The sequence below is a fragment of the Planomicrobium sp. YIM 101495 genome, from assembly GCF_009707665.1.
Lineage (GTDB): Bacteria > Bacillota > Bacilli > Bacillales_A > Planococcaceae > Planococcus.
Map to the genome: position 1 here is coordinate 643701 of NZ_WLZW01000001.1, position 25511 is coordinate 669211.

The following is a 25511-nucleotide window of genomic DNA, read 5'->3' on the forward strand; positions in this document are numbered from 1 at the left end:
ACTATATATATCGAATCAAATCAAAGTTTCCGATTGCCCATCGTCAAGGCAATGCGTCGCATCATTTTGGTCGCAGAGCTTTTAGGCAGCTCGTCCAGTTCATCAAGTGCTTTCTGCAAATAACGGTCGCTCAGTGCACGCGACTGCTTCATCGCGTCACTGTCCCGGACCGTCGCGACGATCTCGAGCCGTTCACTGTCCGTCAACTCACGTTCGTTGCCGCTTTTCAGCAATGCATAAATTTTCGGGTCTTTCCGCGCATACAGGACCGGCAATGTGATATTGCCTTGCATGAAGTCGCTGCCCGATGGTTTCCCGAGCACTTCATCGGAAGACGTGAAATCAAGGATATCATCGATGATTTGGAACGACATCCCCATGAAGTAACCGAAGCGGCGAAGATGTGCGGTCGTCTTGGCATCCGCACCAGCAGCGACGGCACCAAGTTCACAGCTCGATGAAATGAGCAGTGCGGTTTTCCGCTTGATGCGCCGTAAGTAGTCACGGAGGTTCTGGTCCAGCTTGAACTTGTCTTCGATCTGGATGATTTCGCCTCTGCACACCTCGATGATCGTTTTCGATAAGATTCGATGAATGACCGGCGACTCGACACGCGTGATGTATTCGAGTGAACGGCCCAGCAAGAAATCACCAGTATACATCGCAACGCTATTGTTCCACTGCGATTTGACCGTCGGACGTCCTCTCCGGATCTCCGAATCGTCGATGACATCATCGTGCACGAGCGAAGCCATATGGATCAGCTCGAGTGGCACCGCGATCTTTTTCAATATATCGATGTTGTAATCACCGAATTTGCCTGCGAGTAACACAAAAATCGGCCGGATCCGTTTCCCTCCGGCCTGCAATAAATGAAGAGAAGCATCGTTTAGTAGGAGAGATTCGGAATTCACTGCCCGTTCTAATTCTTTTTCGATCACTTCCAACTCAGGCTTTATGTCGGAATAAAGCAATTTCAACTTCATCTTTTCCACTGATGAACCTTCTCCCAACTTTACTTTTTCGTACCAAGGTGAAGCGCAGCGGCTCCGCCTGTATACGGCTTATATTTCACGTCTTTGAATCCGATGCGGTCGAACAGCTTCGCCAGCTCTTTCATCCCAGGGAAATCTTTCGCAGATTCCTGGAGCCATGAATATTCCTTGTAGCTCTTAGCGAACAGTCTTCCGAATGTCGGCATGATAAAGCGGAAATAGAAGCGGAATGCCGGCTTGAACAGCATGTTGTTCGGCTGTGAAGTTTCCAGACAGGCGATGACGCCACCCGGCTTCAAGACACGGTACATTTCAGATAGTACCTTTTCGTAATCAGGTACGTTCCGAAGACCAAAACCGATCGTCACATAGTGGAAGGAGTTATCTGGAAACGGCAATTCCATCGCGTTGCCGCGAATCATCTCCACTTGTGGATAACCTTTCGTCTTCTCGATGCCGACATCAAGCATGTTCTGGCTGAAGTCCAATCCTGTGACACTGCCTTCCGGTCCTACCGCATCCGCAAGGGCAATCGTCCAGTCCCCCGTGCCGCAGCAAACGTCAAGTGCTGCCGTGCCGGGTTGTACGTCCATCTTCTCCATCGTATCCTTACGCCACTTACTGTGTTGCTGAAAACTGATGACACTATTCATTTGATCATAGTTACCTGAAATCTTCTCGAAAACTTCATGTACACGCCGTTCTTTAGATGTCTGCATTTTTTCTCATCCTTCTCATCTCAATTGCTCAGCTTGATGCTGATCTTATGCGGAATTAATTGATGCAAATAGTGATCTGCTGCGTACGGCAGCGCACATGCGCGTGCTGCTTCGGAAATCTCCCGCTCGAGCGCTTCGAGTTTTCCTGTGAGCCACGCTTCTTTCGCTGCCGGTTCAGGGAAGTGATGGTCCAGCTTGCGCAAGATCGGCGTCGTACCGCCTGCCTGCATCAGCTGCAGCTCCTTTGCATAACGCTCGTAGACAAGCACCAACCTGGAGAGGTCGCTGTATCGTTCATATCCATAGAAACGATAGAACGCTTCTATGAGTGACGACTCAATGGAGTGAATCGAGCGATCGAAGTCAGCGAGCGAACCGTTCGCCGCTGTATGGAACGAAGCCCTCTGTTCACTAACTGTGACGACGGCAGATGCCAGCTCCCTGATCAAGTCGATGTTGTCCAGATTGGCGAGCAGTTGGTAGTAGATGCCGCTATAGAAATCCCCGGCCAGAACCGTCAATTGCTGCTCTTTTGTCGCCGTCCCGTGCTCTTCGATCAAATCATGCGCATGGAGTGCCGCATAAATGATTGCAACGGTCTTTGCAGAAGTCCGGATCTCATCCGACCAATGCATACCCCCGAACTCCGGAATCAGCAAAAAAAACAAACGGGCTCGGGAAATGACCGGCCCAGCTGTATATTGTTGCAATGTCCGCTGATGGACCATTTCCTGAATCTCAGCTTCCATTGATGAAATTTTTAACGGTATCATTTGTTCGTTCATACTGCTTGCTCCATTCATCAGTTAGCCACACTTTACTAGTATAGCACAGGCAGCTGCAGCCTAAAGGGGCATCGCGCCTATTTTTTCGATTCGCTTTCAATCACACCATGGGCTGTGTGTATCTCGGCTTTCCCGCGGATCTTCATCGCTGAAGTATGCTCTGTAAACTGTGCAATCATGACTTCGCCGTCGTCCAGCTTTTCGGTATGGTGGAATTTCGTGTTATTGCCACGCGTCAGTCCGATGACGTTGACGCCATCTTCCTGTGCACGGATTACAATGTATTCTGTTTGGGACATTCTCTTCACCCATCTCTCTCGTCATTAGTTCCGATTGATATACGTAATCACTTCTGAACGTTTCACATCGTCCGTTTCGAGGAGTCCGCGTGAAACCGCAGTGACCGTTTGTGCCCCCGGCTTCTTGATGCCTCTCATCGTCATGCAGAGATGCTCCGCTTCGACCATGACATACACACCATGTGGATTCAACGTCTCCATCAGCGAGTCTGCGAGAGTCGAGGTAATGCGCTCCTGCAATTGCGGCCGTTTCGCGACCGTCTCAACAGCACGCGCTAATTTACTCAGACCAGTGACGACTCCATCACGCGGAATGTAAGCAATATGCGCTTTGCCGAAGAATGGGACGAGGTGATGCTCGCACATGGAGTAGAACGGAATGTCTTTCACAAGAACCAATTCTTCATGCCCTTCGTGGAAAACCGTCTGGAAGTATTCCTTCGGGTCTTCTGACAGCCCTGAAAAAACTTCTGCGTACATCCGCGCAACACGCTTTGGCGTATCCTGCAAGCCTTCCCGCTCCGTATCTTCACCAACAGCTTCAAGAATCATCGCAACCGCTTTTTCTATTTTATCCAGATCAACTTTACCTGCACCGATATCAATCACTCTGCTTCCTCCTGTAAGGGCATCAAGTCATGCCTATTCACCAGAAGCTGCAAGGACGCGCAGCTTTCTGCAATTAGTCGTTATCAAGAAAATTCTAGCACAAGGGCCCGCGTTTCGCAAAAATGTGGGCTGACCGAAAAGCGCAAGCGCCTGTCCAGCTCTGACAGGCATAAGACGGACCCGCGAAGCGACGCTCTTTGCCGCTTAGTTGGGCCGGATTATGACCCGAAGAGCTAGGCGCTGGAGCCTAGACACCGAAAAGCGCAAGCGGCCGTTTAGACCCGACAAGCGCTGGAGGCTTTGCGAATGATGGCGCACTTCAGCCTTCAGGCGTAAAGACGAAGCGTCTCGAGGGGCTGGCCGCTGGAGCCTGGACACCGAAAAGCGCAAGCGGCTTGTTCAGATTCGATGGGCATAAGCCCTATGTATACATTCAAGAAAAAAGAATGGCTCCCGCAGACCAGAAAGTCCGAAGAAGCCATTCTATGTACAGTGCTTTGATTATTTCACAGCATCTTTAAGAGCTTTGCCTGGTTTGAATGCTGGAACTTTACTAGCAGCGATCTCGATCTCTGCGCCTGTCTGCGGGTTACGGCCTTTGCGGGCTGCACGTTCGCGGACTTCGAAGTTACCGAATCCGATCAACTGTACTTTTTCACCTTTTGTCAATGCGTCTTGAATTGCATCAAAAGCTGCATCGACTGCTTTAGAAGCATCTTTACGTGAAAGTTCTGCTGCTTCAGCAACAGCGTTTACTAGTTCTGTCTTGTTCATACCATTCACCTCCTCTCAAAGGGGATGCAAATCGTTCAAGCCTGTAAAAAGAGTATCACAACGAAAAACGCATAGCAACAACAATCCTCGGGCTTTTTACCGAAAAAGAAGAGATTCGGCGTGAACATTTCAACTATATGCTTTTTTAGCGAAAAAATTGTGCTTTCGGTTCCTCAGTTCTCTAGGAAAACCGGTTCGCCGTTTTCATCCACCGTATAAGGAAGTGAGTACGCAGGAACGACTGGATGGTCTGCATATAGCAGGAATCGAATATCTTCCCCCCGCTCGATTTCCCCGTCGTATTCCTGAAGAGCACTATACAGGTCGATCGAATAGTCGACGAAGACCTGTCCCTTCCCGTTCACGATAAACGGCAATCCGCGCCCTGTATAAGGACTTGTAACTTCCTGGCTACCCGAGAATCCCATCGCTTCATAATTGAGCTTGTATACATTGTCCGCAATGGTCTCAGCGATCGGTGCTCGGCCTCCGTTAGCGCCTTTGCGGATATTGATGGAACGGATCGATTCCGGAATCTGCAGATCCACCAGCTTGACTGTCGGATTCTCTTCCACATCCATCAGCACGTATTGGAAAATGCCACCCGTCTCGAAAGCGTTCGGTGGAATCTCCGGCATATAATCCGGCACGATCTTTGCAAAATCTATCGGATATTTGATGTATTGGTCGACCTCTTGATCACGTGTCTTGATCGGCAATAGGCCGCCAGACGCTTCCTGATACCGCTCGACCGCGTTCTGGACGGATTGTATTTGTTCTTCATAAGGAATCATCGTGCCCGCCTTTTCGCTATCCGGCATCATGCAGCCTGACAAGATCAGCACACTTCCGACCAACGTCGCCAATAATGCTTTCATCTTCATTTTCACTAGGTCAACCCCCTGTCGGTCCAGTGAATACAGTGAATACCATAATAAAGAAACCAAGGATCAATAACACATATGCAACTAATGCAACTACGAATTTCACAGGGCCGTATTTAATTTTGTAACGGCTCAAATAGATCAGTACCATTGACAGGATCAAAAAAGCGATGCCTGCAAAGGAAACCCACATTTTATCTAACGAACTCATTGGATTGCCGCCTTTCTAAAAAGTCTCACCGCTTAGTATAACATAGAAAAAGAAGAGCCAAAAAGAGCTCTTCCCTCTACTTTGTGACAATTATAGCAAGTCGATCAAATCGGCCATTTCGTTCTTCTTCATCCGATTCATCAAGTTCCCGACCGCTTCTTCTGTCGTCGTCTCTTCGAACAGCACTTCGTATAGGGCGTTCGTGATCGGCATCAGAACATCGTACTTGGCAGCCAGCTGATACGCCGCTTTCGTTGTGCGGATCCCTTCCACGACCATTCCCATTTCACTCAGCACTTCTTCGATCGATTTGCCTTTGCCGAGCATGTTCCCCGCACGCCAGTTGCGTGAATGCGGGCTTGTGCACGTAACAATCAAATCACCGACACCTGACAGGCCAGAGAACGTCAATGGGGTTGCGCCCATCTTGACGCCGAGCCGGGCGATTTCAGCCAAGCCACGCGTCATGAGCGCTGCTTTAGCGTTGTCGCCATATCCTAGGCCGTCCGTGATGCCGACAGCGAGGGCGATGATGTTCTTCAACGCTCCGCCGATTTCGACACCGATGACGTCCGTGTGCGTATAGACGCGGAAATAATGGTTCATGAACAAATCTTGTACCCGCTTCGCAGAAGCTAAGTTCTCACATGCTGCTGTGATCGTTGTCGGATGCTCAAGAACCACTTCTTCTGCGTGGCTTGGACCTGACAAGACTACGACGTCCTCGATCCATTCAGCCGGGATTTCATCCCGGATCATCTCGGAAACACGCTTCAGCGAGTCTGGTTCAATCCCTTTGGACACATGGACGAAAAGGACCGGCTCCTCAAGACGCGCTGCGATATCGCGGCATACTTCACGAATCGCCTTCGTTGGCACTGCAATAATGAATACTTTTGCGTGCGCAACTGCTTGGTCGATTGACGACGTTGCTCGAAGCGTTTCCGGCAGACGGATTTCTTTTAAATACTTTTCATTCGAATGAAGATTGATTTCCTGTGCCTGGTCCGCGCGGTGTGTCCACATAAGCGTGTCACAGTCGTTTTGGGCAAGCACGTATCCAAGGGCCGTTCCCCAGCTGCCCGCTCCGAATACTGAAACTTTATCCACATTAACCCCTCCTAGACATAGTCACGTCCGTGCGCGTGTGATGAGGTGAAGGGGTGTCCCTTCGAAATCAAAGCTTTCACGCAGACGGTTTTGAAGAAAACGCTCATACGAGAAGTGCATGAGATCCGGTTCGTTTACGAACACGACAAATGTTGGCGGCTGTACAGCCACTTGTGTCGCATAATAAACACGGAGACGTTTCCCTTTTTCCGATGGTGCCGGATTTCGTGCCACAGCATCTTCAATGACTTCGTTCAAGACACTGGACTGGATCCGGCGCATGTGGTTTTCGTTAACGCTATTGATGATACCAAGCACTTGGTGGACCCGTTTGCCGCTCAATGCGGAAACGAACATGATCGGTGCATAATCAAGGAATTGGAAATGCTCCCGGATGGTTTGCGTCATCACGTTCATGGTTTTCTCATCTTTTTCGACAGCATCCCATTTGTTGACGACGATGATGACACCTTTACCCGCTTCGTGGGCATAGCCTGCAATCTTCTTGTCCTGTTCCTGGATGCCTTCTTCGCCGTTCAGGACGACGAGTACGACATTCGAACGTTCGATCGCCCGCAGTGCACGGAGCACACTGTATTTCTCAGTCGTCTCATACACTTTCCCTTTTTTGCGCATTCCGGCTGTATCAATGATGACATACGGCTGGTCATTGTATTCATACTGCGTATCCACTGCGTCGCGTGTCGTACCAGCGACGTCGCTGACGATGACCCGCTCTTCTCCCAAGAATGAATTGACAAGCGAGGATTTCCCTACGTTCGGACGGCCGATCAACGAGAACTTGATTGTATCATCCGGGTATTCTTCTTCATCTTGTTTCGGGAAGTTCTTCGCGACTTCATCAAGCAAGTCCCCAAGCCCTAGGCCGTGTGAGCCGGAAATCGGATATGGCTCACCCATGCCAAGTGTGTAAAAGTCATACAGCATGTGGCGCATTTCCGGGTTGTCGATCTTGTTGACTGCAAGAACGACCGGTTTTTTGGCGCGGTAAAGAATCTTCGCAACTTGCTCATCTTGCACAGTTACACCGTCGCGACCGTTCACAAGGAAAATGATGACGTCCGCTTCGTCCATTGCAATCTCCGCTTGTTGACGGATCTGCTCAAGGAACGGTTCGTCGGACAGGTCGATTCCTCCTGTGTCGATGATATTGAATTCGTGTGTCAGCCACTCTGCGGAACTATAGATACGGTCCCGTGTGACGCCTGGGATATCTTCTACGATCGAAATCCGTTCACCGACGACGCGGTTGAAGATTGTCGATTTCCCTACGTTCGGCCGGCCAACGATTGCTACTACCGGTTTAGACATAAATTTTTCATCCTTCCAATTCTGATCTGCATATGTTGAACTTAATGAACTAAACTACCGATATTCCGTAAAACAGCTACGCTCTTTTACTCCATATCTCTTCACTATCATTTGTGAGAGCGGATGACGAGCACCATCTCTCTTTATTTAGAAGAAAAAGCGGAGAACGTCCGCTTGGAGCGATTTCTTCCAGCTTTTTTGAATTAAAAACTCTTCCGTTCAACCTATATTGCTATTATACACGAAAAAGGCGATGGCATCTGCTGAATGGCCACCGCGCTCAAACGTGAAATTTTCAGTTTTTTCGTTCCTTTGCATAAATGCTCGCATCAAATCCGCGCATCGTCAAATAATGATGCAGTTCACCGGAGAGAATTGCAGGGCATTTCTTGATTTCGGGAACAGTCTTCGCTCCGAGCGCCGTCATCATGAGACGCAAGTCGTCGTGAAGGTCTACAACCTCCATAATGAGCGCTTCTTCTCCGTCTTCGATGGCTGTCCGGAGAAAACTGCCGGCAAGGCCGCATGCATTCGCGCCGAGCAGCAAGGACTTCAAGACATCTTCGCTCCCACGGATTCCGCCAGATGCAAAAATCGGCCGTTCAAAGACACTTTTCGCTTCAATGATTGCAGCGGGTGTCGGCACTCCCCACGACTGGAAGAATGCAAGCTTCCGCTGACGGCGTTCGTTCTCTACTGCCGCAAAGTTTGTCCCACCGCAGCCACTTATATCCAGTGCGGTGATGTTGATACCGGCGAGTTTCGCTGCCGCTTCAGCAGAAATGCCGAATCCCGTTTCTTTGACGATGACCGGGACATCCACTGCGTCTGCAATCGCTTCGATACGTCCGAGGGCTCCTGTGAAATCCCGATCCCCTTCAGGCATCGTCAATTCCTGGATGACGTTCAAATGGATCTGGATGGCATTCGCGCCGATCATATCGATCGCTTGCCTCGCTTGCCGAACGGTCACTTCACTTCCCAAGTTGGCGAAAATGATGCCGTCCGGATTTTCTTCACGGACGCCAGCATAACTGGCGATTTCTTGTTCGTCTTTCAAGGCTGCCATCTGTGAACCAACAGCCATTGCAATTCCCGTCTTCTTTGCCACTCTTGCAAGAAGGCAGTTGATCTCTTCGGTTTCCAGTCCGCCGCCACCTGTCATGGCATTGATAAAAACAGGCGACTTGAGCTGCAAGTCGCCTGTTTCAGGAGTTAGATCAATATCCCCGATGCCGATATCCGGTAATGCCCGGTGGACAAGTCGGATGTCGTCAAAGAGGTTGCGCAGTTCCGTGGAAGTCGAAAGTGCATGCTTTATATGATCCCGCTTTCGTTCTGCACGAGACATATTACTCCGGTTTAAAACCTTTCAGTTTATCGCCGATGACGTCACTGATTGAGAAGCCTGTAGATTCTTCCGGCATTTCATAATCCGAATGGTCTTCTTCCGCCTCTTTCTCGACCATTTCCTTGATGCTGAGTGACAGGCGTTTCTCTTCTTTGTTCGCATCCAACACTTTCACTTGTACTTCCTGACCTTCCGTCAGTACTTCGTGAGGTGTTGCGATGTGTTTATGTGCGACCTGGGAAATGTGGACGAGTCCTTCTACTCCAGGAAGCACTTCGACGAATGCACCGTAGCTGACAAGGCGCTTCACCGTTCCTGTATGGACCGATCCACGCGGAGCCTGCTCTTCGATGTTTTCCCATGGTCCAGGAAGAGTATCTTTAATCGACAAGGAGATGCGCTCGGAATCACGGTCGACAGAAAGGACTTTGACTTTCACTTCCTGTCCTTCCGTCACAACATCGGACACTTTCTCGACATGCTCATGCGACAGCTGGGAAATGTGGACAAGTCCATCCACTCCGCCAATGTCTACAAACGCACCGAATGAGGCAATGCGCTGTACTTTTCCATCAAGGACGTCCCCAGCATGGATATTGCCCATGACTTCTTCTTTCTGGGATTCCTTCTCTTGCTCGACCACTGCCCGGTGAGACAAGATCAAGCGATTGTTCTCTTTCTCCATTTCGACGATTTTGAACGTCAATTCGCGTCCTTTATAATCTTCGAAGCTCTCGACGAAATAGTCTTCAACTAAAGAAGCCGGAACAAAGCCACGGACGCCTAGGTCCACTACGAGACCACCTTTGACGACGTCCTTCACTTCCGCAGTAATGATTTCACCTGATTCGAATTTGCTTTCCAAGTCATCCCATGCTTGTTCCGCATCGACTTTACGCTTGGACAAGACAAAATTCTCATCTTCCACTTTTGTAATGATCAATTCGAGTTCATCGCCGGCCTTCACCGAATCAGAAGCTTTCTCGATATGGAGACTCGACAATTCACTAATCGGGATCACACCATCAAATGGAGCACCTTCAATCGTTACTGTCACTGCTTTGTCTTCGATTTTTTCAACGATACCTTTTACACGGTCCCCTACTTGAAAACCGCTGTTTTCCATCATGTTCGTTTCCTCTGACATAAGTAGCCCTCCTTCACAAACTATCCAACTTCTATTTTATGCGAATTCTCTAATAAAAACAAAAATTATCACTTATTATTATGGTATTCGTCCAGAATTCCCTGGATATTCGCCATAATCACTTCTGTCACTTCTTCAGCCGATGCTTTTCGCTCACGATAAGGAGCCATGAGAATCGGTTCTCCAAAGACGATTTGGACTTTCTTGAAGCGGCGGTAGGGTCCGATAATGGCACATGGAACGACATCCGCATCTCCGCGCAGCGCAAAGAAACCGGCACCGCTCAGGCCTTTCTTCAAGACACCATCAGTTGAACGTGTACCTTCCGGGAACAGTCCGACCACTTCTCCACTTTTCAACTTCTTCAATGCAGTCCGCAGTGCTTCCCGGTCGCTCATCCCGCGTTTGACGGGAAATGCATTGACCTTCGGAAGGATCTTACCCAGAACCGGTGCATTGAACAGTTCTTCTTTTGCCATGAAGTGGACCGGTCTCGGAGCCGACATGCCGACCACCGGTGGATCCAATGCATTGATGTGGTTCGTGCACAGAAGGATGCCCCCTTCTTTAGGGAATTTTTCCGTGCCGATCACCTCGAAACGGTACATCGGCTTCAAGACGATGCCAACCAAAGCTTTTCCGAATGTATATAAATTCACATCAGCTCAACCTTTCCTCTGCAAGTGCAAGAATTTCATCCGCTGCCTGCTCGATCGACAGCTCCGTCGTATCCAGATAGATTGCGTCTTCCGCCTGTTTCAACGGCGCCACTTTCCGCTCGCTGTCCATTTTGTCCCGCGCTGCGATTTCAGCCTGCAATTCCACTAGCGGTGTCTCGATGCCACGCAAACCATTTTCCGCAAAACGGCGTCTCGCACGCTCTTCGACAGAAGCAGACATGAAAACTTTCAGCTGTGCTGCAGGCAATACGTGTGTTCCGATATCACGGCCATCCATGACGACTCCGCGACCTTCTGCAAGGCGCTGCTGTAATTCCGCCATCTGCATCCGAACGCTTTCGTGTGCGGAGATCTCCGAAACTGCAGCAGTAACCGCCTGCGACCGGATTGCTTCCGTTACATTGTCTCCGTCCAAGAAGACAAGCTGCCCACTGTCTGATGGCTGCAGATCGATGTCCGTACTTTCCAGCAGCGCACCGATCTTTTCATTGCTCGATAGATCAATGCCTTTGTTCAACGCTTTCAATGTGATCGCCCGGTACATAGCACCCGTATCGATATAAACATAGCCAAGGCGGCCCGCAACTATTTTCGCGATCGTACTTTTCCCCGCAGCTGCCGGACCATCTATTGCAATTTGAATTTGTGTTGTCAACCTTGTCACCTCATCATCAGTAGTGAATATATTTTAGCATAAAGAAAAGAATTGTCCCAAAAGAGATGAGGACAATTCCGTGTCAATGTTATTTTGATAGCTCTTGTGGGTTGTTATGGTAATGCGTGACAGACAGTTTGTGTGCCTGTTTCACTTTCTTCAGCCCGAACCACCAGAGGAACAGCATGAACGGGAAGATCGTGTAAAACCAGTTGAAATCCATATAGAGCGCCGAATTATACAAGATATGTAACAGGAATGCAGTGCCGAGTGAAGCGACCAGCCACTTTCGTCCTTCCTTGTCTGGCAGGAACTTCGCCTTCCCGAAATAGTAGCCCATGACCACTCCGAAAAGTGCATGGCTCGATACCGGCAGGAACGCTCGTAAAAACGCTGTCTGCAAGCCGAATTCCATTAAGTACAAAATATTCTCGACAGTCGCGAAGCCAAGTGAAACGCTCGCACCGTACAAAATGCCATCGTACGGATCTTTGAAATCGATGTGTCGGTAGATAGCGATAATCAACACAAGCCACTTAAAAAACTCCTCGATGCCGCTCGAAAATAGCACCGTCTGTATGAATGTATTCGCAAATACGCCTTCCTCATTGAAGACGTATTGAAGGAACAAAATCGGAAATGTCAGGATTGCACCGTAGACGAAACACTGGAAAATCAGTCTCGATGGCTCCTCGGAGAATTGATCCCGCAAATAAAAATAGCTGAACAAAGCCAAACTTGGAGCAATCGCTACAGTTAATAAAATGATCATCAGCATGCTCCTCTTTCAGAGTTTGGCAAAGTACGGCTTTTTACTGAAGGATAACTACAGTAAAATGTGTCTTTGATGTCTTCTGCTGCATTGAGACAGTAGAAAATCCCCCTCTATTATAACATGGATGCTTTACTTGAATGAATCATTTCCCGATATTTCTTCAATGGTTGAAATCCGCTGCCGTCACAGCACTTTTTTCTGCCAGCACGACAGACAGTTTGATCCGGGCTTTCTTGCTGTCGTAATCACTTCCAAGCAAGACCCCGCGCTTCAACAGATCGTGGGCGCTTCCCGGATAACCATAACTCGGATACGCATTACCTTCTTCCGCGCTCGATGTCAAAATGACTACGACGCCTTTTGAAACAGCCCGTTCGATGGCATCGACCATGTGGGGTGAAACTTGCCCCCGACCAGCCGCTTCCAAAATGATGCCAGCGGCTTTCTCGGCAAGCATGTCGATGATATACCCGTCTTGTCCGGAATGGCATTTCACGATATCGACACGCGGAATTGGCGACTTCGCCTGGTGGACATCACGTGTCACTGGCTTCTGATAAACCCACACGTCATCGTTGTCGATGATCCCCAAATAACCATGGCCGAACGAATCGAAGCCTTGCAAGTTACTCGAATGCACTTTCTTCACATATTTCGCGGAGTAAATCCGCTCGTTGAAGACGACAACCGTTCCGACACCGTAAAGACTTTCGTCAACCGCTGCATAGACCGAATTGCGCAAGTTCGAATACACATCCGTTCCGACTTCTTCAGGGGCACGCTGTGAGCCTGTGACGACGACTGGTCGATCGTCTTTGATCGTCAAGTCCAGGAAATACGCCGTTTCCTCAAGCGTATCCGTCCCGTGTGTCACAACAACTCCAGCCACTTCCGGGTCTTCCAGTTCTTTGTCGATCACGTCTGTCAGCTTAAGCATCTCATCGAATCCGATGTGCATACTCGGCAACTGAAACAAATCGACGACCTTCATTTCGATATGTTCCGGCAATTGGCAGAGCTTCGCCAATTCCTCACCCGAAATAACTCCGGAGCGAAGCAGCCCCTTCTCCACTTCCTTCGAAGCGATTGTTCCCCCTGTCGTAATGAGCGTCACTTTCTTTTTCATCACAAAATCCCCCTTGCTTTACTGTCTTAAGCCAGCGATTGCCTGTGCAATTTGCTTGCCGTGGAAACGCCCATTTTCGATGAAAATCTCATTGGCATTGTTTCCTGCAGCGATGACACCGGCAATATAAATACCAGCCATATTCGTTTCCATAGTTTCTTCATCGAACATTGGACGGCCGCTTACCGGGTCGATCTGGATTCCCATCGTTTCCATGAATCGATAGTCGGGATGATAGCCGATCATCGCAAACACGAATTCGTTTGGAATCGTTTCAAGCTGATCGTTGACCGTCAGCTCGACGGAGTCTGTCCCGATGCGATTGACCGTCGAATCAAACAGCATACGAATTTCACCGTTACGGATCAACGAATCGAATTCCGGCAGAATCCACGGTTTGACACTCTTCGAATAGCTCGTCCCGTGATACGAAACGGTGACGTTACTACCAGCTTTATGCAGCTCAAGCGCTGCGTCGACGGCGGAGTTCTTCCCTCCGATTACTAAGACGTCGCGCCCGAAAAACGGGTGGCCTTCCTTGAAATAATGGTGTACTTTCGGGAGGTCCGCTCCTGGAACGTTCAATGTATTCGGCTGTCCGTAATACCCCGTCGCAATGATGACATAAGTGGCTTCGAATTCACCTTTCGATGTGCGGACGAGGTACTTCTCCCCTTTTTCGACTGCCAGTACTTCTTCATACGGCCGGACATCGAGTCCGCTCGCCTTCACGACTTCACGATAATAGACGAGTGCCTGGTTGCGTTTCGGCTTGCGTTCTTCCGTAATGAACGGAACGTCTCCGATCGACAGCCGTTCACTTGTCGAGAAAAAGGTCTGGTGCGTCGGGTAACGATAAATCGCTTCGACGATATTGCCTTTTTCGATGACGGCTACATCTAGACCAATGTTCTTCAGCTCAATTGCCGCAGAGAGACCGCATGGACCTCCGCCAATGATAATGGCATCCTTTTGTTCCATTTTTTTCATCTCCTGACTATTAGTTAAGTTCATTTCAGTTCAAATGTGTGAATCTGCCAACTCCGGTACGAGATGCAGGAGATGATATTCCCCTTGCGTTCCGAGACGCAGATGCAAATGCGTGGTACCGAATCCATTACTGACGAGTTCCACAAAGCCATTCCGCTTTCGGAAACTGCCCTTTTCATAAATACCGAACGGTCCGAAGCGGATCTGGCCGCCGTGTGTATGACCTGCCAGCAATAAATGTGGTGCGTATTTCTTTTCCACTTGCTCGAAGACGAACGGAGTATGCGTCGCGAAGATGACCGTGTCATCTGCTGCGACATCGGCAAACGACCGCTTGAGACCGTCTGGGTCAAACCTGAAATAATCGTTTCCGACAAGTTTGACATGCGGGTTACCCACCAGTTCGACCGACCGGTTCGCGAGCACTTCGACGCCACAGCGCTTGAAAACATCCATCAACTGTTCGATATCTGTCTCGCGGTCATTGTTTCCCCATATGAAATAGACGGGTGCGATACGGGAAAGCTTTTTCAAGTTCGCTTCGACCCGGGCAAGCGGCACGCCACCTTCTAATAGATCCCCACCGATCAAGACTACATCGGCTTTCTCTTCCATCATTTTTTCCGGAATTCTCCGGCGATGAATGTCTGAAATGAACAAGAGGTCGATCGGTTCGAATGGTTTCACTGCAGGAAGTGGTACTTCATGCGTGCGGCGCTTGCAATCAAATGCATTTTTGGCCATAAAAAGAAGCAGCGTAGAAGCTGCCAGACCCAATTGGTATATCTGTTTCACATAAAGCTTCCTTTCGATCGATAATCACCGGTTTTCTTCACGTATCAACCCAGTTGTACGAAAAGGAAGTGTGCATCACGCAAGAAAACTAAAGCAGATGGAGAGGTATCGCCCGACCTCCATCTGCTTTCAGTTGACCGTTGATGATCCTTATTCGTTCACGATGCAGGTCAATCTTCTGAAACATCCAGGACGCGGAACCCCGCAGCTTCCAGATGCTTGACGAAGAGAGCGATATTATCTTTCTTTCTGATTTTCAACACAATGCGGCGGACCACTTTATCGGTCTCGTCGAATGTCACAAGTGAAATGACGGATTCCTTGAACTTCTCGATGATTTCACCAAGCCGACCGATTCGTCCTTCCGATTCGACAGACGTGAACGTAATGCGCGTGCCTTTTTGATTCATCCCGAATGCGCTTTGGAGTTGGTTCATCAGGTCGAAGCGTGTAACAATTCCTAGAAACTCGCTGTTTTCGACAACAGCGATGATCGGGAAGTCACTCACTTCCACAAGTGCCTTCTCGTACACGTCATCGATGCCAAGATAAACATCTTCATTGACCAGAATGTCTTTTATTTTCGTTGATGCATTGAACTCCTCTTTGGTTTGCCCGGAGTAAAAGTATGCACGGTATGCATGGTACCAAGTGAAGATTCCTTTATAGGTAGTCCCTTCGACGACCGGCAGTGCATCTACTGTGTAACGCTCCAGAATCTCCAGTCCTTTTTCGATCGGATCATCAGGTGTCACTGTGTATACTTTTTCTCTGTTGACCATGACACTTTTTACAAACATCCCATTCACCTCTGCTTTTGATTTCTTGGTAATATAATACTCTATTCGATCTAAAGCTTAGCGAATCCTCTTTTATGGCAGAATTAATGTTTGCCCGACGCTGATCTCATTGGAAGTCAGGCCATTTGCCGCTTTGATCTTGTCAACAGCGTCTCCTGATCCATAATAATTCACAGCGATCCGGTAAAGTGTCTCACTCGCTTGAACTGTATGTGTCCGCTGGGAAGCTGGCGGGTCTTTCTTTTCAGCTTCTTCACGTTCACGTGCTTCTTTCTCTGCTTGTGCACGCTCTGCTGCTTCACGTTCAGCTTGCTCTTTCGCAGCTTGTTCTTTCGCAGCTTGTTCTTTTTCGGCTTGCTCTTTCGCAGCTTGTTCTTTTTCCGCCTTCTCTTTGGCAACCTTCTCTTGTTCCGCCTTCTTCTTAGCTGCAGCTTCTTTCGCAGCATTTTCTTCCGCTACAGCATCGGCTTCGGGTTTGGGTTTGGTTTCTTCTTGTTCTTCATCGTCCTCGGTCACAACCTGGTCCGATCCGGATGGGCTCGTATTTGTCTCTACGCTCACTTCATTTTCATTCGCAGAAGTCTGTAGCATATCGTCCGGTTCATATACGAATGCCACGTAAATGAGAATGGACACGGGAATCAATATAAAGATGAAAAACAAAGAAGGCAGTAAAAAGTTCCGATTCTTCTTCGGCTTTTTCCCGGAAGAATTCCGCTTCGCTACCCGTGAAGGCACGTGCCGGTTATCGGAAGCCGAACCCTGTAATTGGCTATGATTCATTTCACGCTGTTTTTGTTTTCCCATAGTTGACTGCCCCATTCCTCTCTAATAATTCTATTATGCCGAAATTCGTTCCATTTGTAAACGTTCCAAGCAATTTCCCTCAGTCTGGAAGTAGTCTCGCCAGCCTTGCTTGCCATCCTTCCACCCGTACTTGTGGAGACGACTTCGTCCCTGTCTCGAAAGTGGTGTAATCGATTCCCTCAAAACAACAACAATTCGATGGTTTCCCCTGTATGGTCTGGTCGAATGATTGTGCAATATAGGATCGGACGCACCCTTCTCCGGTTACGAGCTCACTGACTTTTCGTCCTTGCCACCATTTTTCGTTTTGCAGCTTGCGGATCTGCTCGATTGTCTTCTCGATGGTCATTTGGCTCAGCCAGTAGGCACCGACCCGCAGCGCCGTCTCGCGAACGATTCCTTGATCGACGAGAAGCTGACGATTTTCCGCATCGTGAATTGCCCGAATCTCGAATTCAGTCGGCAGCTCGTCCATAAGCAAACTTTCCATCAACGCTTCATCACCTTCTGCGTACATCAAAGTCGCGAGTGACGGGTTGCCGTCCCTTCCAGCACGTCCGACTTCTTGGACGTAGCCTTCGATGGACGTTGGTAATTGATAGTGGATGACGTGGCGGATGTCCGGGATGTGTACACCCATACCGAACGCATTCGTCGAACATACCCACTCAAGCTCTCCATTTTGGAATTGCTGCTGCACGAAGATCCGGTCCTGCTGCTCCATCCCGCCATGATAAAATGCGGCGGATTCCCCTTTTTCAATCATCAGGGCTGCAAGCTCCTCCGCTTTTTTTCGCGTTCCCGCATAGACGATACCTGGTCCACGATAGCGATCTGTGTAATGGAGCAGCCAATCAGTCTTGTCTTTATGGCTGTCGAACTTTTTGATGTCATACACAATGTTTTTCCGGTCGATCGGATGCTCGTAAAGGAACGCTTCCGGAATGTGGAGGTATTTCCTTATATCTGCGACAACTTTTTTCGTAGCAGTCGCCGTCAATGCCAGCACTTGTGGATTGCCGAGATGCGGAAGCATATCTCCGATGCGCAAGTAATCTGGCCGAAAATCGAAGCCCCACTGAGAAATGCAGTGCGCTTCATCCATAACGAGCAAGGAAATCTGGATCCGTGCGAGCTGCTGCCGGACAAACGGCTGCGCCAGCATTTCAGGTGAGATGAAGATGTAACGGTATGTCCCGAGCGTGCGCCACACTTCTTCTCTTGCACCTTGCTTTAGAAAAGAGTTGATAGCAACAACACTCTTCTCTCCCAGCTTCTTCAGTTGCGCGACTTGGTCCTGCATCAACGACAGGAGCGGTGAAATGATCAGCACGCTGCCTGGCAGGAAACGGGCTGGAAACTGGTAACAAAGAGATTTCCCCATCCCAGTCGGCAGTAAAGCGATGACGTCTTTGCCGTCCAGCACTCCTTCTATTACTTCACGCTGTCCCGGACGGAACGCCGAGAAGCCATATGTCTCTTGCAATACTTGCTCCAAGTTCATTTCGCTCCTCCTTGCGTCGCGAGTGCCAGGCGGATCTGAAAATAGCCAGCTTCCGGCAAATGCTCTTTTATATCCCGCAGGCGTTTGGACTGCGTCAACTTACTCGTGGAGATGATTTGTTCATAAAGCGGAACAGGAATGAACGGCCTGAAATCGAACGAAGGATCGTTGATCGCCATCTCGACGAAATGGTCTTCGATCGTGCTGGTTTTCAACGTGCGCCGCACCGCGATCTCTTCAAGTGATAACCCTTGCTCGAACAATCGCTTCGTGTGGACGGCGGACTCGGTCATTGCTGATTGCTGTGTGATATTTTCCAGCAAAGGCAGGAGTAACGGATAATTCCCGCGCTCGATTTCACGCATCCAGCCGTGGAGTGTCTCCACACCGCTCAATTGCACATCAAGCGGTTTCAGGCCGGTTGACGTCGCTATCTGAAGCCATGTGAGCCCGCTCACTTGAAAGCCTGATAGACGGTTCATGACGACCTGTTTTCCGGCATCCGGCAGTTGGACTGCGATCATGCTTGCGAACAGCTCCTGCTTGAAAGATTCCGCAACACCAGCTTCACGGAAGGAAATCATACTTAAATAGCGCTTTACCCAACGCTGGACGTCTTCCTCGGTCTGAACCGGGTCGAAACGACGGATTTTATGTGTGGCATGGGAGAAAGTTTGAACAATTAGTGACAACCGCTTGAAAAACAGGGTCTCTTTGCCACGGTATTTCCAGCCATCCAAGCAACTTTGCATACTGAAAACGGTTCTCGACTTGTCTGTTAATTGAATCATATCGGTCCCTTTTACGAGGAATCCGTCATTCTCCAATGCCGCGATTTCTTGGTCATACAGCGCCTTATCAAGCTTCGGAAACAGTGCAAAGTAGGCGTGCAGATTGAAGTAGCCGACATCTTGAATGGTCTGGCCGGATTTTTTGCCTTTGAGTAGATGGTAGGGAGAAGAGACCGTCCGCTGACCGTCGATGCTTTTCATGATGCCTAGAATCAACTCACTGAATAGCATTGCGAACACCTCCTGCTTTAAATTGTTGAAAAAACGGAGAAAGACCTATAGAATGAATACGGTGGATATACGACTTGCAAGGAGATAAAGGAGAGGAAACATAATGGCTAAATATACAATTGTCGATCAGGATACTTGTATTGCTTGCGGTGCATGCGGAGCAGCAGCGCCGGATATTTATGATTACGATGACGAAGGGATTGCATTCGTTATTTTAGATGATAACACGGGGACCCAGGAAGTGCCAGACGAATTGCTGGAGGACATGGAAGACGCATTCGAAGGCTGTCCGACGGATTCCATCAAAGTTGCAGACGAGTCATTTGAAGGCGACCCGCTTAAATACGAAGACTGATAAAAGAAGAGCCATTCCGGAAAAGCCATGTCTTCATGGTTTACGGAATGGCTCTTTTTTTCGTGAAAAATAGTTGAAGCCGGTCGGATGCATTATGCACCCGTCCAGCTTCGCTGTCTTCTATCTATTATGAGTGCCGCCGATTAAACGGTGCGGCTTTTTGGTCGGTAATAATTACGCTGCTTCTCGATCCACGGCTGGATGCTATTGAACATCAGCAAGGTGATCGCAGTCAGAATGAATCCTTTGACGATATTGAACGGCAAAATCCCAAGTACGATTGTCGTGAACAATGCATTGCCTGTTTCAGCAGGGACGTTCAAGAAATACGTGTACATCGGCAGGAAGACGAAATAATTCAAGACGCTCATCCCAATTGCCATTGTAATCGTACCAAGTACTAGTCCTGCAATAATGCCTTTTTTCGAAGCGATCTTCCGGTAGATTACATACACCGGCAGAATGAATAAGATACTCGTCACCAAGTTCGCCATATGGCCGACTGGAACGCCCGTCGGACTACCAGCAAATAGCCAGTCCAATACGTTCTTGAAAAATGCTACGAGTATGCCGGCAACCGGCCCCATCGTGATCGCTGCGATCAACGCTGGAATATCACTGAAATCAACTTTTAAAAATGGTGGCAGTGCCGGCAGCGGGAAGTTGAATAGCATCAATACGAAAGAAATACTGCTCAACATGCCGACGACAATCATCGCCTGAAGCTTTTTGTTCTTCATGTTCCTCTCTCCTTATATGATTCACCAGAAGAAAGGTTTGATTTGCTGCCGTTTCAATAGAAAACCCCTAAACGAAAAGACGTTTAAGGGAGAGAAAGCATGCTTTAAGAAGCGTCTCGTTTCTAAAGAAACTGACACAATCGCACCTCCATCTTCTCCCATCCAGACTATACTGTCGGCTTTGGAATCTCACCAAATCCTGCGTTTTACGGCTCGCGGGCTTATGAACAGTGTTCAATTACCGCCGGTAGGGAATTGCACCCTGCCCCGAAGATGAATCGTTATTTTATTCTATCCTAATACTAGTATAAGAAAGGAGAAATGTAAATAAGTTTGCTCACATTCCTCCAACATTATTCAAACTATTCTTATCGCGCCAAAATTTCTTTGTTCTATTACACAAGATTGGGTCATTTTTTTCAGGAATTCCAGTCCAATCGGTTCGGTGCGACAGGAATCGGAATTGGCGATGTGAAATCAAAGCCGCTCCAGTCCGACTGGACAACCCCTTCAAACAGCAGCTCTTTGTCATAAGAACCCGCTGTCAGCGCCATGCTCTCGATCATGCGCATCACGTCAGTAGACGGCAATGATGCAAGATCCAACGAATCGAATGCTACAATCAGCTGCCGTTCCGTTTCGCGAACAGAATAGCCGATACTCTCCGGAACGGTCGCCTGCTGCAAATCATTCGGCGACGTGGCTAGTGCCTCGAGTGCCGCTGCACCGCTTTCGTAGTCCCCACTCCAGTCCGGGACGAAATAATGCGTGCCGTTGTTTAACTTGAATTGATAAAATGGCGTCCCGCTATCTGTCGGTGTAATGTCTTCCAACGGCCCAACCTGGTCAAATTCAGCAGGTGCGCCTTCCGTATCGAGGATGCGAAACACTTCTGCCTCGCCGAACGTCGCCAAGAGCGATTCCAAGTACACATTGATTGACGCGGATGCCAGATCATATGAATGATCGTCCGGCAGCCTGTGTTCAATCGCTGCTCCTTCAGCTGCAAGTGAACCTGCATACGGGTGGTACTCGTCAAAGCCAAGTGCCGTCTCATCGATCAGCGGTGCCAGCTGTTCATAGAGCTCCACTGATCCTAGACCTTCAACATCTTCTCCCGGGACCAAGAATGTAAGAGGAACGACAACTGCATTCTCCGTCAGACCGATCGTGAACGGTATGCGTCCTTCCAGGTCGTCAGCGTATACAGCTGTCCGCTCTTCCACCACCATGGAAGTTGCCGTGTTGTTCGATTCGGCCGCTTCCTCCGCGGAGTCGGCACTTGATGATTCTGTTTCTTCCGCTCCGTCATCCTGGTGGTACATCTCCGTCGAAGCGTTCTCCGAATCTTCGCTTGTCAAACTGTCGGATGCCTGATCGAACGAGGTGTTCGATGTGAGCATCGCATAAAGCAGACCAGCTGCTCCAATGAACACTACAGCTGCAATCAAATAGCGCGGCCATGTTACTTGCTTCTTCATTTTCTTCGGAGGAAAGAGCTTGGCATGCACTTGTTCTTTCGTCCGGTCGTCTTCGATGTCAGGGAAATCGTTCAATAGTCTTTCGATCTTGTCGTCATCCCATTTATCTGCCATGCTCTTCCCCCCTTTCAAGCGCATTCATCCTTTCACGCAATGCTTTGATGGCCCGGTGTTGCGTCGTCTTCACTTTCGACTCGGTCCAGTCGAGCACATCAGCAGTCTCCGCAATCGATAGATCTTGGAAAAAGCGTATGATGATGACCATCTTCTGATCACCGGTGCACGCATCGAGCGCACGATAAAGCATGATCTTGTCCTCATTCAATGCCGACACTTCTTCCGGCAGCCGCTCCGAAGATACGAGCTGCTCGGTTTCCCAATCGAAATTGGCGACTGCGCGTTTGCGGCGGACGGCCATCTTCCGGAAGTGGTCGATCGAGACGTTTTTGGCAATCGAAAATAGCCATGTCTTTTCTGTGCTTTTCCCTTCGAATCGGTCGAATGCGCGGAATGCCCTAATATATACTTCATGCATCAAATCCTCCGCCGTCTCCCTATCTTTTATGAGATAGACGAGAAACTGGAAGACGTCGCGGTGATAATAGTCATACAATCGATGAAAAACGGAGTCGTCCATCTACTCCCCCCGTTCAATAGATTAGTTGTGCAGCTTCGCAAAAAGTTACATATTTTTCAACGGCAAGAGGAAGTAAAATGTCGAGCCTACCCCTTCTTCACTTTCGACACTGATTTTTCCGCCATGCGCTTGCACGATATTCGCTGCAATCGCAAGTCCGAGGCCCGTGCCGCCTTTTCCGCGTGTTCTCGCTTTATCCGCTTTATAGAACCGTTCGAAAACGAATTCCAAGTCTTTACCGGAAATTCCCGGTCCTGTGTCGCGAATGGAAACTTTCGCATAGTCGCCTTCTTGCTCGACTTCGACTTTCACTTTCCCATCTTCCGGTGTGTGACGGATTGCATTATCGATCAAGTTCGTAATGACTTGCTCGACGCGGTCCTCGTCGATTTCGGCGATTGCCCAGTCCGTCAGATGTGAATCGAACGACAATTCAATCCCCTCTTCTTTTGCCGATTGGTAAAACTTCGTTGTCATGCGTTCGAGTGATCCGTTCAGTTGGACGTCTTCCTTGTAGAGGCGCATATGGCCCGATTCCATCCGGGCGAGATTCAAGAGGTCTGTCACTAGACGGCCCATCCGCTGTGACTCGTCGTAAATAATGCGCATCATTTCATGACGTTCCTCTTCGGACGCGACCATGTCGTCGAGAATCGCTTCACTGTATCCTTGCAGCATCGCGATTGGTGTACGCAACTCATGGGAGACGTTCGCGATGAAGTCTTCCCGCAGTTTTTCTAATTTATGCTGTTCTGTTAAGTTGTAGAGAACCGCAACGGCTCCGCGAATCGACGCTTTGCTGTAAAGCGGGCTGATCGACACGGCGTAATAGTTCCCGCCCATCTCCAGCTCCTCCTCGACCTCTTCCTCGAAGGAAAGAACGTGGTCCAGCATGTGTCCAATCTCCGGCGGCAACGGCTCTCCCGTCTGCTCGCCGGTTCCTAGACGCCATTGCTGCAGGAACTTCTCAGCAGGTGGGTTGCTCAGTAAAATCGTACGGTCTTGATTAAATGTGATGACGGCATCCGCCATCGAAGTCAAAATGCTCGATAATTGTTCTTTTTCTTGATTGATGACTTCTACATGGTGCTTCAATTGAAGTCCCATCTGATTAAACGCGATCGCCAATTGGCCGATCTCATCACGGGAAGACGCTTTCACTTTCGTATCGAAATTCCCTTTTGCGAGCTCGAATGCTCCTTCACGAAGCTTGCGAAGCGGCAGCGTAATGCGTGTAGATAGGAAAAATGCAAAAAATGTCGTTAACAAAAATGCAAGAAACGCCGATAGGAAGACGATATTCGTCGTACGCTCTGACGTCCGGTCCATCACTTCGAGTGATTGATAGATGAACACTGTCCCGTGCAACGCTTCTCCCGTATCGATCGGACTCGCGAGAACGATATACGGCTCAAGAACATCTTCCTTGGACGCAGATGGCAATAGCATCTCTTTCATGACGGTTTGGTCGGTCTGGAATACTTTTTGGAAACCTTCCTCTTGCAGGATTGCCTCTCTCACCCGTTCCCCGTTCAAGCCATCATGTAGGAAAAACGTACTCTCAAACGGCTTCTCCGCGATGATAACGTTCGTCTCTGCGCCGAGCATGTCGTCGACAATCGCCAATGAGTTCTCAAATTCATAGTGCCCGTTGAAAATCTGGGCGATGACCGCTGCTTCCTGATTGAGCGTCTCTTCCACTTGCTCGCTGTGGTAATTCCCGAGAAACTCGAGCAGCAGGATCGTCACGATAAACAGGACAAAGGAAACGAGAAGCAATATGGTGATCCATAGCTTCCCGACAATACTATTCCATATTCTATTCATTCGGTACCTCGAATTTATAGCCAACGCCCCATACCGTTACGATCATTTTGGCAGCTGGTTCAGAGACACGGTTCAATTTTTCACGTAAGCGTTTCACGTGCGTATCGACTGTACGCAGATCACCGAAGAAATCGTAATGCCAAACCTCCTTCAGCAAATGTTCACGGTCGAACACTTTGTCGGGCGATTTCGCCAGGAAATAAAGCAGTTCGTACTCTTTCGGTGTCAAATTGACTTCTGTCCCGTCCGCTGTCACACGGTGTGCATCGTGGTCGATTGACAGATGCGGGAAGACGACTAGATCTTTCGAAACCGGTGAGTTGGAAATTTGTGCAGCGGCAGATGAGCGACGCAGAATCGCTTTGACGCGGAGCACGACTTCACGCGGGCTGAACGGTTTGACGATGTAATCATCGGCACCCGATTCGAACCCTTCCACACGGTTCGCTTCTTCACCTTTTGCCGTCAGCATAATAATCGGCGTAGTTTTCTTTTCACGTAGTTCGTTCGCTACTTCAATTCCATCTTTTTCAGGCATCATCAAATCAAGCAGGATGCAGTGGTAATCTTTTTCAAGTGCGAGTTCGAGCGCTTGCACACCATTCTCCGCTTCTTCTACCAGATATCCTTCGCGCTCAAGATACATCTTCAATAATCGACGAATTCTTTCTTCGTCATCTACTACCAATACCATGATCTCTTCAGACATCGGAATCCCTCCAAGTTTCTTCTCTTACCTATTGTACCGATAAGCGTCTTAAAAATAAATAGAAATAGCCTTGTGGGTGGATTTTGGGGTGAAGGCAAGTGTTTCATAAATCTTCGCTTCAGGGATTCGGACAGGGCTCCCGGAAGAAATAGTGGTGAGGTGGAATTTTCGTTTTATTCTACTGTTGGTGTTGGGTTAAATGTTTGGGCGGCTGACTGCGTAGGCCGCCGATGTTCTGATCTGGCGAGAGAAAAAGAATATTGGATGTCGCGTGAGAATCCGCTTCGTCGCTGCGGACAAGGCTCCCGGAAGAAGCCAAGCTGAAGGACGCTCGTCTTCTTCCTCCGCCCAGTCCAAACCACCTCCTCCGCTGGGTGTTGTGGGAGAGGTGG

28 protein-coding genes and 1 riboswitch are annotated in these 25511 nt (G+C 49.0%); of the genes, 1 reads left to right on the forward strand and 27 read right to left on the reverse strand.

The genetic code is table 11. From position 1 onward, the window contains the following. Positions 1-20: 20 nt before the first annotated feature. The 22 genes from hepT to GIW82_RS03365 all read right to left on the reverse strand — a co-directional run bounded on the left by hepT (position 21) and on the right by GIW82_RS03365 (position 19370). A complete protein-coding gene (hepT, locus tag GIW82_RS03260; protein ID WP_370455982.1) occupies positions 21-995 on the reverse strand; it encodes a heptaprenyl diphosphate synthase component II in 975 nt (324 codons plus the stop codon). A 20-nt stretch (positions 996-1015) separates the two neighbouring features. Continuing rightward, positions 1016-1714 (reverse strand): demethylmenaquinone methyltransferase, encoded by a 699-nt coding sequence (locus tag GIW82_RS03265; protein WP_154748467.1) that lies wholly within the window; start codon positions 1712-1714, stop codon positions 1016-1018. Between the two features lie 20 nt (positions 1715-1734). Further along, positions 1735-2463, reverse strand: coding sequence for a heptaprenyl diphosphate synthase component 1 (locus tag GIW82_RS03270; RefSeq protein WP_195913929.1), 729 nt, complete (start codon positions 2461-2463; stop codon positions 1735-1737). A gap of 113 nt (positions 2464-2576) precedes the next feature. Next, positions 2577-2798: a trp RNA-binding attenuation protein MtrB gene (gene mtrB, locus GIW82_RS03275; protein ID WP_154748469.1), complete on the reverse strand. Its 222-nt coding sequence runs from the start codon at positions 2796-2798 to the stop codon at positions 2577-2579. A 24-nt stretch (positions 2799-2822) separates the two neighbouring features. After that, on the reverse strand, positions 2823-3407 hold the full coding sequence (folE, locus tag GIW82_RS03280) for a GTP cyclohydrolase I FolE (RefSeq protein WP_370455983.1): 585 nt from the start codon (positions 3405-3407) through the stop codon (positions 2823-2825). A 501-nt stretch (positions 3408-3908) separates the two neighbouring features. Further along, positions 3909-4181, reverse strand: coding sequence for an HU family DNA-binding protein (locus tag GIW82_RS03285; protein WP_154748470.1), 273 nt, complete (start codon positions 4179-4181; stop codon positions 3909-3911). Positions 4182-4354: 173 nt separating this feature from the next. Next, the gene (locus GIW82_RS03290) at positions 4355-5065 is read right to left on the reverse strand and encodes a hypothetical protein (RefSeq protein ID WP_154749582.1); all 711 of its coding nucleotides are present in this window, start codon (positions 5063-5065) and stop codon (positions 4355-4357) included. 10 nt (positions 5066-5075) lie between these two features. Next, a complete protein-coding gene (locus GIW82_RS03295; RefSeq protein ID WP_154748471.1) occupies positions 5076-5276 on the reverse strand; it encodes a DUF2768 domain-containing protein in 201 nt (66 codons plus the stop codon). 90 nt (positions 5277-5366) lie between these two features. After that, positions 5367-6386: an NAD(P)H-dependent glycerol-3-phosphate dehydrogenase gene (locus GIW82_RS03300; RefSeq protein WP_370455984.1), complete on the reverse strand. Its 1020-nt coding sequence runs from the start codon at positions 6384-6386 to the stop codon at positions 5367-5369. 21 nt (positions 6387-6407) lie between these two features. Further along, on the reverse strand, positions 6408-7718 hold the full coding sequence (gene der / locus GIW82_RS03305) for a ribosome biogenesis GTPase Der (protein ID WP_154748472.1): 1311 nt from the start codon (positions 7716-7718) through the stop codon (positions 6408-6410). Between the two features lie 295 nt (positions 7719-8013). After that, on the reverse strand, positions 8014-9069 hold the full coding sequence (fni, locus tag GIW82_RS03310) for a type 2 isopentenyl-diphosphate Delta-isomerase (protein WP_154748473.1): 1056 nt from the start codon (positions 9067-9069) through the stop codon (positions 8014-8016). A gap of 1 nt (position 9070) precedes the next feature. Continuing rightward, complete coding sequence (rpsA, locus tag GIW82_RS03315) at positions 9071-10216, reverse strand: 30S ribosomal protein S1 (RefSeq protein WP_154748474.1); 1146 nt, start codon at positions 10214-10216, stop codon at positions 9071-9073. Between the two features lie 68 nt (positions 10217-10284). Continuing rightward, the gene (locus tag GIW82_RS03320) at positions 10285-10875 is read right to left on the reverse strand and encodes a lysophospholipid acyltransferase family protein (protein ID WP_370455985.1); all 591 of its coding nucleotides are present in this window, start codon (positions 10873-10875) and stop codon (positions 10285-10287) included. Between the two features lies 1 nt (position 10876). Further along, positions 10877-11551: a (d)CMP kinase gene (gene cmk, locus GIW82_RS03325; RefSeq protein ID WP_154748475.1), complete on the reverse strand. Its 675-nt coding sequence runs from the start codon at positions 11549-11551 to the stop codon at positions 10877-10879. 88 nt (positions 11552-11639) lie between these two features. Then, a complete protein-coding gene (gene prsW / locus GIW82_RS03330) occupies positions 11640-12323 on the reverse strand; it encodes a glutamic-type intramembrane protease PrsW (RefSeq protein ID WP_154748476.1) in 684 nt (227 codons plus the stop codon). A 163-nt stretch (positions 12324-12486) separates the two neighbouring features. Then, positions 12487-13452 carry an asparaginase gene (locus GIW82_RS03335; protein WP_154748477.1) on the reverse strand — a complete coding sequence of 322 codons (966 nt, stop codon included), beginning with the start codon at positions 13450-13452 and terminating at the stop codon, positions 12487-12489. An 18-nt stretch (positions 13453-13470) separates the two neighbouring features. Continuing rightward, a complete protein-coding gene (locus GIW82_RS03340) occupies positions 13471-14433 on the reverse strand; it encodes a YpdA family putative bacillithiol disulfide reductase (RefSeq protein WP_154748478.1) in 963 nt (320 codons plus the stop codon). Positions 14434-14472: 39 nt separating this feature from the next. Further along, a complete protein-coding gene (locus GIW82_RS03345; RefSeq protein ID WP_370455986.1) occupies positions 14473-15237 on the reverse strand; it encodes a metallophosphoesterase in 765 nt (254 codons plus the stop codon). 170 nt (positions 15238-15407) lie between these two features. Further along, on the reverse strand, positions 15408-16037 hold the full coding sequence (locus GIW82_RS03350) for a CBS domain-containing protein (RefSeq protein ID WP_154748479.1): 630 nt from the start codon (positions 16035-16037) through the stop codon (positions 15408-15410). A gap of 72 nt (positions 16038-16109) precedes the next feature. Next, complete coding sequence (locus GIW82_RS03355) at positions 16110-16844, reverse strand: LysM peptidoglycan-binding domain-containing protein (RefSeq protein WP_195913930.1); 735 nt, start codon at positions 16842-16844, stop codon at positions 16110-16112. A gap of 79 nt (positions 16845-16923) precedes the next feature. Then, positions 16924-18348: a RecQ family ATP-dependent DNA helicase gene (locus tag GIW82_RS03360; protein WP_154748481.1), complete on the reverse strand. Its 1425-nt coding sequence runs from the start codon at positions 18346-18348 to the stop codon at positions 16924-16926. Beyond that, complete coding sequence (locus tag GIW82_RS03365) at positions 18345-19370, reverse strand: YpbB family protein (protein WP_154748482.1); 1026 nt, start codon at positions 19368-19370, stop codon at positions 18345-18347. The genes GIW82_RS03360 and GIW82_RS03365 overlap by 4 nt, the downstream gene beginning before the upstream one ends. A gap of 103 nt (positions 19371-19473) precedes the next feature. Here GIW82_RS03365 and GIW82_RS03370 point away from each other — a divergent pair, with 103 nt between their 5' ends. After that, positions 19474-19725, forward strand: a complete 252-nt coding sequence (locus tag GIW82_RS03370) for a ferredoxin (protein ID WP_154748483.1) — start codon at positions 19474-19476, stop codon at positions 19723-19725. Positions 19726-19868: 143 nt separating this feature from the next. Here GIW82_RS03370 and GIW82_RS03375 read toward each other — a convergent pair whose 3' ends face one another. From GIW82_RS03375 to GIW82_RS03395, 5 genes are all read right to left on the reverse strand, one after another. Continuing rightward, positions 19869-20465 (reverse strand): ECF transporter S component, encoded by a 597-nt coding sequence (locus tag GIW82_RS03375; RefSeq protein ID WP_154748484.1) that lies wholly within the window; start codon positions 20463-20465, stop codon positions 19869-19871. A 146-nt stretch (positions 20466-20611) separates the two neighbouring features. Further along, a riboswitch (FMN riboswitch) is annotated at positions 20612-20744 on the reverse strand. A gap of 140 nt (positions 20745-20884) precedes the next feature. Further along, positions 20885-22060, reverse strand: a complete 1176-nt coding sequence (locus GIW82_RS03380; RefSeq protein ID WP_154748485.1) for a hypothetical protein — start codon at positions 22058-22060, stop codon at positions 20885-20887. Continuing rightward, positions 22050-22583, reverse strand: coding sequence for an RNA polymerase sigma factor SigX (locus tag GIW82_RS03385; protein ID WP_154748486.1), 534 nt, complete (start codon positions 22581-22583; stop codon positions 22050-22052). The genes GIW82_RS03380 and GIW82_RS03385 overlap by 11 nt, the downstream gene beginning before the upstream one ends. A 45-nt stretch (positions 22584-22628) precedes the next feature. Then, on the reverse strand, positions 22629-24410 hold the full coding sequence (locus GIW82_RS03390) for an ATP-binding protein (protein ID WP_154748487.1): 1782 nt from the start codon (positions 24408-24410) through the stop codon (positions 22629-22631). Beyond that, positions 24403-25119, reverse strand: coding sequence for a response regulator transcription factor (locus GIW82_RS03395; RefSeq protein WP_154748488.1), 717 nt, complete (start codon positions 25117-25119; stop codon positions 24403-24405). The genes GIW82_RS03390 and GIW82_RS03395 overlap by 8 nt, the downstream gene beginning before the upstream one ends. Positions 25120-25511 lie beyond the last annotated feature (392 nt).